A 12714-nucleotide genomic window follows, 5' to 3' on the forward strand; every position below is an offset into this window, starting at 1 on the left:
CGCTCGACCCGGCCCGCATCCCGGGGCTCAAGGCCGGGCTGGCGGTCCGGCTGCAGGAAGCCGACGTCATCAAATGGTTCGATACCGAGACCACCTACACCATCGCCGAGCGCCTCTCACGCTCCCTCGGCATCGACCCCCATCCCTGGCTCCACACCAAAACCGCACCCGACACCGGGTGAGCGGACGTGGCCGGTCTCCCCTCAAAAAACCTCGTCATCCCCGCGAAAGCGGGGATCTCGTCCCAGCCCCCGACGGAAAGAGATTCCCGCTTTCGCGGGAATGACATCCAAGGAAGGGGAGAGGGAGGGCCCGTCGCGTTGGCGACGGGAGGGTGAGGGGGCCGGCGCCGGACGTGACGTTGTGCCAACCCCCGGCGTTCTGGAAGCCGGCTCGGTCAGCGGTTGGCCGCAGCGCCGCGGCGCCGATTGGCAGAGGAGGCGATGGCGATGCCGCCCAGCACCACCAGGCCGCCGACGATCTCGCGCGGGCCGACGGTCTCGTGCAGCACCAGCACGCCCAGCAGCACGGTCCAGACCGGGGTCAGATAGGCGTTCATCGACCCCAGCGTCGGCCCGGCCAGGCGCAGGATCTGCATGTACAGCGCGATCGGCACCGCGGTCGAGAACACGCCGAATGCCACCAGCTCCAGCCCATGCGCCGGCGCCGCGGCGAAGGCGGACGGGCCGGTGACGGCCAGCACCGCGACCATCGTCGGCAGGCCGGAGAAGGCCTGCTGGCCCAGCGCCAGCCGCACCGGCCGCGGCGCCGGGATGCCGCGCACATAGATCACGCCGACGGCGTAGCTGGCGGCCGTTGCCAGCATCGCCAGCGGTCCGAACATCCCGCTGCCGCCGACGGCGGCGGGGCCGATCAGGATCGCCATGCCGGTGAAGCCGGCCAGCACGCCGCCGGCGCGCCGGCCGGTCAATCGCTGGTCGGCGAACAGCCAATGCGCCAGCACCGCCACCATCAGCGGGCTCGACGCGGCGATCAGCGCCGCCAGCCCGGCCTCGGTGTCGGCCAGGGCATAGGCGGTCAGCGTGTTCGGCACGATGCCCTGCAGGATGCCCAGCACGATCCAGTCGCGCCATTCCCGGCCGCGCGGCAGGATGCCCTGGCCGCGGGCCAGCAGCCACAGCGCCAGCAGGCCGCCGCCCAGCACGCCGCGGATGGCGGTCAGCGGCAACGGCGCGAAGTCCGCGCCCAGCACCTTCATCAGCAGATAGGCGGTGGCCCACAGGAAGGAGCACAGCAGCAGCAGCCCCAGCAGCGGGGCGCTGCCGGTGCGGGCGACGGTGTCGGCGGACGGGCTCATGCGCGCCCGTCCGGCCCGGTGTCGAGTTCGATCATGCTTCCTCCCGTCGGGCCGGCAAGGTGGCGGAAATCCGGCCGGACGGGAAGGGGAAGTCAGCCCTCCAGCAGCGGCGCCACGGCGACGCTGCGGCCGCTGTCGATGCTGTCCAGCGCGGCGACGCCGCACAGCACCGCCAGCGCCCCGGCGCGGGCATCGGCGCGCAGGCCCAGCGGGTCCGGCAGGCCGGGGCGGAACAGCATCGCCTGCATCTTCGGGTCGCCGCCCCAATGGCCGCCATGCTCCTGCGGCACCCAGATGTGCTCGACCGCGCCGAAGTTGCGCATCAGCAGGATCTCGTCGGCCGGCGGCGTGGTCCAGGGCTGGCGCTCGAACTGCCGCACCTCGATCCGGCCCTTGGTGCCGTTGAACGCCAGATGGTGGCCCTCGATCGGCATGAAGGTGTTGAGCGAGTAGGAGACCTGGACGCCGTTCCGGTAGCGCAGCGCCGCGCTCATCGTGTCCGGGATGTCGATGTCCTCGCGGAATACGCAGGCGTCGCGGACATAGCCGTCCTCGCGCGACGGGTCCTCGTACAGCATGGTCAGCCAGGCATCGGCCGAGACGTCGAAGTGGAAATCGCACTCGCCGGCATGCGGGCAGGTCTTGCAGCGCGGTCCGCGGAACGGGCCCTTGCGGCCGTAATGGCGCAGCTCGCCGCGGGCGAACACTTCCTCGGGCTCCGAGGCCAGGTACCAGTTCAGCAGGTCGAAATGATGCGTCGCCTTGTGCACGAACAGGCTGCCGGAATTGGCGCGATAGGCGTGCCAGCGGCGGAAATAATCGGCGCCGTGCTTGGTGTCGAGATACCAGTGGAAGTCGACCGAGACGACGTCGCCGATGGCGCCGTCCAGCAGCAGCTGCTTGATGCGCTGCGAGGTCGGCGCGTAGCGGTAGTTGAAGGTGACGTCGACCCGGCGGCCGGTGCGCTTCTCGGCGGCCAGGATGCGGCGGCACTTCTCCGCCGTGGTCGTCATCGGCTTCTCGGTGATGGCGTCGACCCCGGCCTCCAGCGCCTGGACGATGTGGTCGTCATGCGCGCTGTCGCGGCTGCACACCATCAGCCGGTCCGGCCGGGTCTCGCGCAGCATGGCGCCGAGATCGGTGAACACCGGCGCGTCGACGCCGATCGCGGCCCGCGCCCGCTCCAGCCGCAGCGGGTTCTGGTCGCACAGGCCCACCATCTCGACCACGTCGCCGACCTGGGCCAGCAGCTCCCGGCCCCAGGTCCCGGCGCCGCGATGCCCGGTCCCGACCAGCGCGACCCTCGTCTTGCCTTCGCCCATCCTCGCCTCCCAACCCCGTTACGGGGTGTCCCGTTACAGCGTGCAATGCTCGTGATAGCGCTCGACGCAGGTCCGCAAGACCTCGTCGCCCGGGCGCTTCCACCAATTCTCGGCCGAGAAGATCTCGACCTCCTGCGGTCCCGAAAAGCCGGCGGCCTCGATCGCGGCGCGGATGCCGCGCAGGTCGATCACCCCGTCGCCCATCATGCCGCGGTCCAGCAGCAGGTCCGTGGTCGGCACCAGCCAGTCGCAGATGTGATGCGCCAGGATCCGGCCCCCGGCGCCGGCCCGGGCGATCTGCGGCATCAGCTCCGGATCCCACCAGACATGGTAGACGTCGATAGCGACGCCGATGCCGTCGCCCAGCAGATCGCAGATGTCCAGCGCCTGCTTCAGCGTGTTCACGCAGGCGCGGTCGGCGGCGTACATCGGGTGCAGGGGCTCGATCGCCAGCGGGATGCCGCTGGCCCGGGCATGCGGCAGGATGGCGGCGATGCCGTCGGCCACCATCTGCCGGGCGGCGCCGATGTCGCGCGACCCGGCCGGCAGTCCGCCGACCACCAGCACCAGGCAGTCGGCGCCCAGCTCGGCGGCCTCGTCGACCGCGCGCAGATTGTCGTCGATCGCGGCCTTGCGCGCCTCCGGGTCGCCGGCCGGGAACATGCCGCCGCGGCACAGGCCGGTGACCTGGAAGCCGTTGTCGCGCACGATCTGCGCCGCCTCGCCCAGGCCGATCTTCTGCACCTGGTCGCGCCAGGGGGCGATCGCGGTGATGCCGTGCTTCAGGCAGGCCTCGGCCGCCTGCCGCATGTCCCATTGCATGCGGGTGGTGGCGAGGTTGATCGACAGGCCCTCGGTGGGCATCAGTCAGGTCTCCAGGGATCCGTCGGCCATGGCCGACCAGTCGGGGGTGAGGGCGGTGCCCAGGCCGCGCGCGGCCAGCACCGAGCCGATGGCCAGGCGCCCGCCGCGGATGCACAGGCGCGCTCGACCAGAGGATTCAGCATAGAGGTCGGGATGGGCGGCCAGGAAGGCGCGCTGCTCCGCCGCCGGGGCGCCGGCCATGCCGTCGACATAGTGGTGGCCGTTGCGCTCGACATGGCCGGTGCCGCCCAGCGCGGCCAGCACCAGGTCCTGCTGCAGGGCGACGCCGCTCTGGGTGGTCAGGTCCTCGGCCGACAGGAAGTAGCGGACACCGTCTTCGGCACTCCATTTTGCGATCCGGGCCCGGTTCAGCAGCGAGCGGTAGACCCCCTTGCAGGATTTCGACGACACGCCGCGATAGCCCAGGGCACGTGCGCGCGGGAAGACGCCGATATCCGCATCCGACTCGTCGATCTCGACCGGCACACGCTTTGCCAAAGCGTGGATCGGCTCGGCCAGCGCCCGGGCGCGGGCGATCGGCTGCTCCAGGAACAGCACCGCGGACCGCAGTCGTGCCAAGGCGGGATCGGCGGTGAGGCGGTCCCAGAACTCGGCCACCGGCCCGGCCTCGGCGAACTGCTCGTTGCCGTCCAGGGTGACGCGATACTCCGGCAGCCGGTCCAGCACGGCGGCGATCCGGCGCAGCCGGTCCAGGTCGGCTTCGGCCTGGCCGCTCAGCTTCAGCTTGAAATGGCTGTGGCCATAGGCGGCGACCGCCTGCTCCAGGCTCTGCGGCAGCCCGTCATCCAGGGGTTCGGCGATCTCGGCGGTGGTGATCGGATCGGCCAGCCCGACCGTGTGCCGGGCGTGAATGTGGTCGGCGGGCGCCAGCCCGGCCAGGAACCGGCCGAGGTCGAAATCGCCGAGATCGGGTGCGGTCGCCGTCGTGAGGCCGATCCGGTCGGTGCGCACCGCCGTGACCGCGTCGATGCCCTCGATCCGGCACAGCGCGTCGATCACGGCGCGGTCGAACAGGGCCAAGCCGAAGGAGGCGATCAGCCCGCTCAACTCCCCGGCCACGCAGACCGCGTGGTGCCGCGGCTCGATTTCCGTGCTCAGGGCGAAGGCCGAGGCCGGGGGCGCCGCGAGATAGAAGGGCTGGGCGATGGCGAGCGATCGGCGCAGTTGGTCGAAGTTCTGCTGTTCGGTCAGGGCCGGGTCCTTGTCGAACCATTTCGGCACCATCAGCTCGGCCGCCTGCCCCTCGGCACGGCGGCCGTCGGCGGCCTCGACCGTCAGCCGCAGGAAGGCCTGCGGTGCGCGGGTGACGGTGGCGGCGCCGAAGCGGAAGGGCAGCCGGAACCGCACCGGCCGTTCATACAGCCGGGCCTCGGCGACGCGCAGGCGGGGGGCGCTCACGATCGGCTATTCCACCCCGCCCACGGCCAGGACCTTGCGCATGCGCTGCACCGCCAGGTCCGGGTCGCGCAGCACGCGGGCGGCGTCGGCCAGGCGGAACAGCTCGGCCAGATGCGGCAGCGACCGGGTGCTCTGCTGGCCGCCGATCATCAGGAAATGGTCCTGCAGCCCGTTCAGATAGGCCAGGAACACGACCCCGGTCTTGTAGAAGCGGGTCGGCGCCTTGAAGATGTGCCGGCTCAGCGGCACGGTCGGCGCCAGGATGTCGTGGAACCCGGCCTCGTCCCCGGCAGTCAGCCGCGCCAGCCCGGCCGAGGCGGCGGGGGCGATGGCATCGAAGATGCCCAGCAGAGCGTCCGAATAGCCCTGCTCGTCGCCGGCGATCAGCTCGGCGTAGTTGAAGTCGTCGCCGGTGTACATGCGCACGCCCGCCGGCAGCCGGCGGCGCATCGCGATCTCCTTCTCCTTCGACAGCAGCGAGATCTTGATGCCGTCGACCTTGGCGGCGCTGTCGCGGATCACGGCCAGGCATGTGTCCATCGCCCGGTCGTGGTCGGCATCGCCCCAATAGCCGGCCAGGGCCGGGTCGAACATCTCGCCCAGCCAGTGCAGGATCACCGGCTGCTTCACCTGGGACAGGATCCGGCCATAGACCCGGACATAGTCGTCCGGCCCCTTGGCCGCGGCGGCCAGCGCCCGGCTGGCCATCAGGATCACCCGGCCGCCCAGGCTTTCCACCGCCTCGATCTGCTGCTCATAGGCGGCGATCACGTCGGCGATGGTGACGCCGGGGCCGGGCGGCAGGTGGTCGGTGCCGGCGCCGCAGGCGATCACCGCGCCGGGCCGCTCCTTGGCCCCGGCCAGGGCCCGGCCGATCAGCGCCTTGGCGGTCGGCCAGTCGAGGCCCATGCCGCGCTGGGCGGTGTCCATCGCCTCGGCGATGCCGAGGCCGAGATCCCAGAGATAGTGGCGGAAGGCGAGGGTGCGGTCCCAGTCGACCGCAATGTCCAACCAGGGGTCGTTGTCGGCCAGCGGGTCGGCCACGACATGCGCCGCGGCATAGGCAACCCGATTGAAGGCCGGGGCGCTGCCCGGCGCCGGCATCGGCAGCGGCGCGTTCTTGATGCTGTAGCTCTCGAGACCGCCACCGACGCGAGGCAGGGTGAGGGTGGCCATGGTTCAGTGCTCCAGCGCCGGCAGGTCGACCCAGCGCCGCTCGGCCCAGCTCCGCAGCCCGGCCTCGGCCAGCTGCACGCCCTTCACGCCCTCCCACAGGGTGTACTTCCAGGGCGTGCCGGCGACGACGTGGCGGATGAAATCCTCCCACTGCGCCTTGAAGCCGTTGTCGTAGACGGTGTTGTCCGGCACCTCTTCCCACTGGTCGAGGAACTTCATGGTCTGCGGCTGATCCGGGTTCCACACCGGCCGCGGCGTATTCACCCGGTGCTGGGTGTAGCAGCGGGTCAGCCCGGCCACGGCCGAGCCATGGGTGCCGTCGACCTGGAAGGTGACCAGGTCGTCGCGCCGCACCCGCACGGCCCAGGAGGAGTTGATGTGGGCGACCACGCCGCCCTCGAGCTGGAAGGTGGCGTAAGCGGCGTCGTCGGCATCGGCGGCGTAGCGCCTGCCGGCCTCGTCCACCCGCTCCGGGATATGGGTGGCGCCGAGGCAACTGACCGACTTCACCTCGCCGAACAGGTTGTCCAGCACGTAGCGCCAGTGGCACAGCATGTCGAGGATGATGCCGCCGCCATCGCCCTTGCGGTAGTTCCAGCTCGGCCGCTGCGCCGCCTGCCAGTCGCCCTCGAACACCCAGTAGCCGAACTCGCCGCGCACCGCGAAGATCCGGCCGAAGAAGCCGGAATCGCGCAGCATGCGGATCTTCTGCAGCCCGGGCAGGTACAGCTTGTCCTGCACCACGCCGTGGCGGATGCCGCGGGCGTCGGCATGGCGGGCCAGCTTGGCGGCGACGTCCAGCGTCTCGGAGATCGGCTTCTCGCAATAGATATGCTTGCCGGCATCGATCGCGCGGGTCAGCAGCTCGGCCCGCATCTGGGTCGAGCCGGCGTCGAAGAACAGCGTGTCGTCGCGGTTGGCCAGGGCCTTGTCGAGGTCGCTGCCCCAGCGGGCGATGCCGTGGCGCTTGGCCAACTCCTCGACCTTCTCGGCGTTGCGGCCGACCAGGATTGGGTCGGGCATCACCTTGTCGCCATTGGGCAGCACCACGCCGCCCTGGTCGCGGATGGCGCAGATCGAGCGCACCAGGTGCTGGTTGTAGCCCATGCGACCGGTGATGCCGTGCATGATGAGGCCGAGGCGCTGGGTGGCCATCCGGTCTTCCCTCCCGTTGCGGCACGGGCGGCAATTCCCGGCCTTGTTGTAACCAACTGGTTACTAGCGGATCACGGAACGGGCCCGCGCGTCAAGAGGCCGGCGCGTGGATCAGGGGCGCAGCGAAGCCAGGATCATGTGGGCGATGTGGTCGCCCCATTCGGCCAAGGCGCGCGTCTCGGTCAGCTCGCGCCGGAAGATGGTCGACAATGTGTAGCGATTCGACAGGTAGAAAGCGCCCAGCGAAGCGATGCTGACATAGACCTTGACCGGGTCGGCATCGGCCCGGAACACGCCCTTGGCGGCACCGCGCTTGAGCAGGTCGGAGATCACGGCGACCAGCGGCGAATGCAGGTCGAAAATGCGGGCGGAGCGCTTCAGGTGCCGCGCCTTCATCAGGTTCTCGGTCTGCAGCAGGCTCAGGAATTCCGGGTGGTCGATGAAGTAGCGCCAGGTGAACAGCGCCAGCTCGCGGATGCCCTCGACCGGGTCGTGATCGGCCAGATGCAGCTTGCTCTCGGCCGAACGGATGGCGACATAGGCGCCTTCCAGCACCGCCAGGTACAGGGCCTCCTTGTCGCCGAAATAGTGGTACAGCATGCGCTTGTTGGCGCCGGCGCGTTTGGCGATTTCGTTGATCCGCGCGCCGCTGTACCCTTTCTCCATGAACTCCTTCACCGCGGCGGCGAGGATCGCGGCGCTGGTGCGTTCCGGGTCGCGCACGGCCTTGGTGGCGGGGCGTTTCGGCTTATCTTCCGTCGGGGCGTCGATGGTCTCGTCGCTGATGCTCACGGTCGGGCGGCCTCGATCAGGGCCGGTGGCGACGCAGCGTCGCTGCCGGTGTTCGTGTTGACAGCCATCATCGCATCGATCTAGCTTGTAACCAACTGGTTATAACAATCGTCGCGCCGGCCTTCGGTCGAAGGCTTGCCTCAGGCACCAACCGACCACCGCTTGCAACGTCTCGCCGACCGACGGGCCGACCGACGGGGCGGGGCATCAGGAGGAACGCGATGACGCCGCCGCGGTTGACCCGCAGGCACGCCCTGAAGGTCGGGATCGGCGTCGCCGGTCTCGCCGCAGCCGGGCTGGACCGTCCCGCAAGGGCGGCGGAGGCGCAGCTGCGCATGGCCTGGTGGGGCTCGAAGGCGCGGGCCGACCGCACCGCCGCGGCGAACCGGCTCTATGAGGCGGCGCATCCGGCGGTGTCGATCAAGGGCGAGACCATGGGCTGGCCCGACTACTGGCCCAAGCTCGCCACCCAGGCGGCCGGCGGCAACGCCCCCGACCTGATCCAGATGGATTACGGCTACATCGTCGAATACGCCCGGCGCGGCCTGCTGCTGCCGCTCGACGACTACATGCCGTCGGTCCTGACGATCGCGGATTTCGGCGCCGCGGCAATCGATTGCGGCCGGGTCGACGGCAAGCTGTACGGCGTCAATCTCGGCCTCAACTCGACCGCCTTCATCTATGACGAGGAGACGCTGCGCAGCATCAGCGCCGAGATCCCGGCCTGGGACTGGAGCTGGGACCAGTGGGGCGCCTGGTCGCTGCGGGTCGCTCAGGCCTCGAAGCGCGACGGCTATTGGGGGCTGCAGGATGCCGGCGGCCTGGCGCCGTCGCTGGAGTGCTGGCTGCGGCAGCAGGGCATGGCGATGTACACGGCCGAAGGGCAGCTCGGCTTCGGCGCGGCCGAGGCCGCCGGCTGGTACGGCTTCTGGCACGAACTGCGCCAGAAGGGCGCGATCCCGTCGGCCGATGTCCAGGCGCTCGACAAGGGCGGCGCGACCGAGACCTCGATGCTGGCCCTCGGCCATGCCGCCGCGATCTCCACCAACTCGAACCAGCTGGTCGCGCATCAGGCGCTGGTGCCGACCAGGCTCGGCCTGACCATGCAGCCCAGCGGCGGCCCGGACGCCAAGCCCGGGCAGTTCATGAAGCCGTCGATGCTGTGGAGCGTCGCTGCCCGCAGCAAGCAGGCCGAGGAAGCGGTGCGGGTGGCGAGCTTCTACGTCGCCGACGGCGAGGCCGCCAAGCTGCTGGGGGTCGAGCGCGGCATCCCGGCCTCGGCGGCGATGCGCGCCGCGATCGCGCCGGGGCTGGAGGCGCTGGACCGGGCCATGCTCGACTATGTCGACTTCATCGCCGACAAGGTCGCGCCGCTGCCGCCGTCGCCGCCCAAGGGCACCGGTGAGGTCGGCATCCTGCTGCGGCGGATCAACGAGCAGGTCGGCTTCGGTCAGATCTCGGCGGAGGAGGCCGGCCGCCAGTTCATCACCGAGGCTGCCGCCATCCTCGGCCGCAGCTGAACCCGACACCACCAGCGCCTTCGGAGAGAAGAGGCGCGAACGACAGGAGGAACACGAGATGGCGAGACTGATCACGAACCGCAGACAGGTGCTGAAGCTGGGCGCCGCCCTGGGCGGAATGGCCGCCTCCGGACTGTCGATGCCGGCTTTGGCCCAGGACAAGCGCGTGCGCATGTTCTGGTGGGGCTCGAAGGAGCGGGCCGACCGCACCGCCAAGGTCAACAAGCTATATGAGGCCGCCCATCCCGGCACGGCGATCAACGGCGAGACGCTGGGCTGGCCCGACTACTGGCCGCGCCTGGCCACCCAGACCGCCGGCCGCAACGCGCCCGACGTGATCCAGATGGATTACCGCTACATCGTCGAATATGCCCGGCGCGGCGCGCTGCTCCCGCTCGACGAGTACCTGCCGTCGGTCCTGAAGATCGAGGATTTCGCCAAGCCGGCGATCGATTGCGGTCGCGTCGAGGGCAAGCTCTACGGCGTCAATCTCGGCAACAACTCGACCGCCATCGTCTACGATGCCGAGACGCTGCAGCAGATCGGCGTCGAGGAGCCGAGCTGGGAGTGGAGCTGGGCGCAATGGGGCGACTGGTCGCTCAAGGTCGCCGAGGCCTCGAAGCGCGACGGGTTCTGGGGCATCGGCGACTGCGGTGGCATCGAGCCGGCGCTCGATTGCTGGCTGCGGCAGAAAGGCAAGGCGCTGTACACTGCCGAAGGTCGTCTCGGTTTCGACGTCGACACCATGACCGAATGGTTCGGTTTCTGGCACGAGCTGCGGCAGAAGAAGGCGATCCCACCGGCCGATATCCAGGCGTTGGACAAGCAGTCGCCGGAGACCAGCATGCTGGCCCTGCTCCATTCCGCCGCGATCATCACCAACTCGAACCAGCTGGTGGCGCATCAGGTGCTCAGCAAGACCAAGCTGAAGATGACGATGCAGCCGAGCGGCGGCCCGGGAGCCAAGCCCGGCCAGTATCTGAAGCCGTCGATGCTGTTCAGCATCGCCGCCCGCAGCCAGGTCGCCGAGGAGGCGGTGCGGGTGGCCAATTTCTACGTCACCGATGTCGAGGCCGGTAAGGTGCTCGGCGTCGAGCGCGGCGTGCCGGCGTCGAAGACGCTGCGCGAGGCGGTGGYGCCGACGCTCGACGAGCTCAGCCGGGCGATGCTCGACTACGTCTCCTTCATCACCGACAAGGTCGGCGACCTGCCGCCGTCGCCGCCGAAGGGCGCGGGTGAGATCAACTTCCTGCTGAAGCGGGTCAACGAGCAGGTCGGCTTCGACCAGGCGGCCCCGGCCGATGCCGCCAAGCAGTTCGTCGACGAAGCCAACAGCATTCTCGATCGCGGGTGACGCCATGACCGTTGCGGTGCAGGCCTCAGGCAGGGTGGAACGGGCGCGGGGGAGGCGGCGGATCACGTCCCGCACCCTCTCGGGCTACATGTTCCTGACGCCATGGCTGATCGGATTCATCGGCCTGACCGCCGGGCCGATCCTGGTCTCGCTCTACCTGTCCTTCACCGATTTCGACCTGCTGCAGAGTCCGAACTGGGTCGGGGCGGCGAACTATGTCCGGATCGCCACGGCCGATCCGAAGTTCCTGTCCTCGATGAAGGTCACCTTCCTGTTCGTGCTGTTCGCGGTGCCCTTGAAGCTGGCCTTCGCCCTCGGCGTAGCGATGCTGCTGAACAAGGGCATCGCCGGGCTGCCGGTGTACCGCGCCCTGTTCTACCTGCCGTCGCTGCTGGGCGCGAGCGTCGCCATCGCCGTGCTGTGGCGGCAGCTCTTCGCCGGCAACGGGCTGATCAACCAGGCCCTGGCGCTGGTCGGCATCCACGGGCCCAGCTGGATCTCCAACCCGAACTACGCGCTGTCGACGCTGGTCGTCCTCAGCGTCTGGCAGTTCGGGTCGCCGATGATCATCTTCCTCGCCGGCCTCCGGCAGATCCCGCGGGACCTGTATGAGGCGGCGGCGATCGACGGCGCCACGCCCTGGAACCGGTTCTGGCGGATCACCCTGCCGCTCTTGACCCCGGTGGTGTTCTTCAACGCCGTGATCCAGACGATCGAGGCGTTCAAGGCCTTCACCCCGGCCTTCATCATCAGCGAGGGCACGGGCGGGCCGATCGACTCCACCCTGTTCTACACCCTGTACCTCTACCAGGAAGCCTTCAGCAATTTCCGCATGGGCTACGCCTCGGCGCTGGCCTGGGTGCTGGTGGTGATCATCGCGCTGTTCACCGCCTTCTCCTTCCTCTCGGCACGCTACTGGGTGCATTACGATGAGTGATATGGCCCTCGGCGATCCGGTCCGCCGGCCGCTGTCGCGGTCGCTGCTGATCCACGTCGCGCTCTGCCTCTGCTCGCTGGCGATGCTGTATCCGCTGCTATGGATGCTGGCCAGCTCGTTCAAGGACGACAGCCAGATCTTCTCCTCGGCCTCGCTGTGGCCGGAGAGCTTCAGCCTCGACGCCTATGTCCGAGGCTGGAGCGGGCTCGACATCAGCTTCGGCCAGTTCTTCTGGAACTCGGCGGTGATCTCGGGGCTGTCGGTGGTCGGCAACGTCTTCGCCTGCTCGCTGACCGCCTTCGCCTTCGCCCGGCTGCGCTTCCCCGGCCGCGGCTTCTGGTTCGCGCTGATGCTGGGCACGCTGATGCTGCCCTATCACGTGACCCTGATCCCGCAATACGTGCTGTTCCTGCAGCTCGGCTGGGTCGACACCTTCCTGCCGCTGGTGGTGCCGAAATACCTGGCCTCGGACGCGTTCTTCATCTTCCTGATGGTGCAGTTCTTCCGGGGCCTGCCGCGCGAGCTGGACGAGGCGGCGATGATGGACGGCTGCAGCCCGTGGAAGATCTACTGGAAGATCATCATGCCGCTGTCGAAGCCGGTGCTGGCCACGGCGGCGATCTTCTCCTTCATCTGGACCTGGGACGATTTCTTCGCGCCCTTGATCTACCTGAACGACATGGGTTCCTACACGGTCCAGCTCGGCCTCAGGAACTTCGTCGATTCCACCGGCAAGTCGGACTGGAGCGCGCTGTTCGCCATGTCCGTGCTGACCCTGCTGCCGGTGTTCGTGTTCTTCCTGTTCTTCCAGCGCCTTCTGATCGAGGGCGTCGCCACCACCGGCATGAAACGCTGAA

12 protein-coding genes are annotated in these 12714 nt (G+C 69.2%); 5 read left to right on the top strand and 7 right to left on the bottom strand.

Translation table 11 applies throughout. The features are described from left to right. Positions 1-182, top strand: a 182-nt coding sequence (locus AB4Z01_RS11490; protein ID WP_441693553.1) for a hypothetical protein, incomplete at its 5' end; no start/stop codon positions are given. 215 nt (positions 183-397) lie between these two features. On the opposite strand, the gene AB4Z01_RS11495 is transcribed toward AB4Z01_RS11490, so the two are convergent. The 7 genes from AB4Z01_RS11495 to AB4Z01_RS11525 all read right to left on the bottom strand — a co-directional run bounded on the left by AB4Z01_RS11495 (position 398) and on the right by AB4Z01_RS11525 (position 8046). After that, positions 398-1318: a DMT family transporter gene (locus tag AB4Z01_RS11495; RefSeq protein WP_441693555.1), complete on the bottom strand. Its 921-nt coding sequence runs from the start codon at positions 1316-1318 to the stop codon at positions 398-400. Positions 1319-1410: 92 nt separating this feature from the next. After that, positions 1411-2640: a Gfo/Idh/MocA family oxidoreductase gene (locus AB4Z01_RS11500; protein WP_441693557.1), complete on the bottom strand. Its 1230-nt coding sequence runs from the start codon at positions 2638-2640 to the stop codon at positions 1411-1413. A gap of 33 nt (positions 2641-2673) precedes the next feature. After that, positions 2674-3504, bottom strand: coding sequence for a sugar phosphate isomerase/epimerase family protein (locus AB4Z01_RS11505; RefSeq protein WP_441693559.1), 831 nt, complete (start codon positions 3502-3504; stop codon positions 2674-2676). Positions 3505-3507: 3 nt separating this feature from the next. After that, positions 3508-4923 carry an enolase C-terminal domain-like protein gene (locus tag AB4Z01_RS11510; RefSeq protein WP_441693561.1) on the bottom strand — a complete coding sequence of 472 codons (1416 nt, stop codon included), beginning with the start codon at positions 4921-4923 and terminating at the stop codon, positions 3508-3510. Positions 4924-4929: 6 nt separating this feature from the next. After that, positions 4930-6099 carry a dihydrodipicolinate synthase family protein gene (locus AB4Z01_RS11515; RefSeq protein ID WP_441693563.1) on the bottom strand — a complete coding sequence of 390 codons (1170 nt, stop codon included), beginning with the start codon at positions 6097-6099 and terminating at the stop codon, positions 4930-4932. 3 nt (positions 6100-6102) lie between these two features. Further along, positions 6103-7254, bottom strand: a complete 1152-nt coding sequence (locus AB4Z01_RS11520; protein ID WP_441693565.1) for a Gfo/Idh/MocA family protein — start codon at positions 7252-7254, stop codon at positions 6103-6105. Between the two features lie 111 nt (positions 7255-7365). After that, entirely contained in the window at positions 7366-8046 is a 681-nt protein-coding gene (locus AB4Z01_RS11525; RefSeq protein ID WP_441693566.1) for a TetR/AcrR family transcriptional regulator, read from the bottom strand. A 221-nt stretch (positions 8047-8267) separates the two neighbouring features. Between AB4Z01_RS11525 and AB4Z01_RS11530 the strand changes: the two genes are divergently transcribed. Genes AB4Z01_RS11530 through AB4Z01_RS11545 form a run of 4 tightly spaced genes read left to right on the top strand, consistent with a single transcriptional unit; the run spans position 8268 to position 12713 of the window. Then, positions 8268-9566, top strand: coding sequence for an ABC transporter substrate-binding protein (locus AB4Z01_RS11530; protein WP_441693568.1), 1299 nt, complete (start codon positions 8268-8270; stop codon positions 9564-9566). Positions 9567-9624: 58 nt separating this feature from the next. Next, a complete protein-coding gene (locus AB4Z01_RS11535) occupies positions 9625-10920 on the top strand; it encodes an ABC transporter substrate-binding protein (protein ID WP_441693570.1) in 1296 nt (431 codons plus the stop codon). Between the two features lie 4 nt (positions 10921-10924). Continuing rightward, entirely contained in the window at positions 10925-11857 is a 933-nt protein-coding gene (locus AB4Z01_RS11540; RefSeq protein WP_441693572.1) for a carbohydrate ABC transporter permease, read from the top strand. Further along, positions 11850-12713 carry a carbohydrate ABC transporter permease gene (locus tag AB4Z01_RS11545; RefSeq protein WP_441693574.1) on the top strand — a complete coding sequence of 288 codons (864 nt, stop codon included), beginning with the start codon at positions 11850-11852 and terminating at the stop codon, positions 12711-12713. The genes AB4Z01_RS11540 and AB4Z01_RS11545 overlap by 8 nt, the downstream gene beginning before the upstream one ends. The last annotated feature ends 1 nt before the right edge of the window (position 12714 follow it).

Origin of the sequence: Inquilinus sp. YAF38, assembly GCF_052113205.1 — a bacterium.
Taxonomy (GTDB): Bacteria; Pseudomonadota; Alphaproteobacteria; order DSM-16000; family Inquilinaceae; genus Inquilinus.

Coding starts and splice junctions, on each gene's coding strand:
- AB4Z01_RS11530 (WP_441693568.1), top strand. CDS start 8,268: ATGACGCCGCCGCGGTTGACCCGCAGGCACGCCCTGAAGGTCGGGATC.
- AB4Z01_RS11545 (WP_441693574.1), top strand. CDS start 11,850: ATGAGTGATATGGCCCTCGGCGATCCGGTCCGCCGGCCGCTGTCGCGG.
- AB4Z01_RS11505 (WP_441693559.1), bottom strand. CDS start 3,504: ATGCCCACCGAGGGCCTGTCGATCAACCTCGCCACCACCCGCATGCAA.
- AB4Z01_RS11520 (WP_441693565.1), bottom strand. CDS start 7,254: ATGGCCACCCAGCGCCTCGGCCTCATCATGCACGGCATCACCGGTCGC.
- AB4Z01_RS11495 (WP_441693555.1), bottom strand. CDS start 1,318: ATGAGCCCGTCCGCCGACACCGTCGCCCGCACCGGCAGCGCCCCGCTG.
- AB4Z01_RS11500 (WP_441693557.1), bottom strand. CDS start 2,640: ATGGGCGAAGGCAAGACGAGGGTCGCGCTGGTCGGGACCGGGCATCGC.
- AB4Z01_RS11515 (WP_441693563.1), bottom strand. CDS start 6,099: ATGGCCACCCTCACCCTGCCTCGCGTCGGTGGCGGTCTCGAGAGCTAC.
- AB4Z01_RS11540 (WP_441693572.1), top strand. CDS start 10,925: ATGACCGTTGCGGTGCAGGCCTCAGGCAGGGTGGAACGGGCGCGGGGG.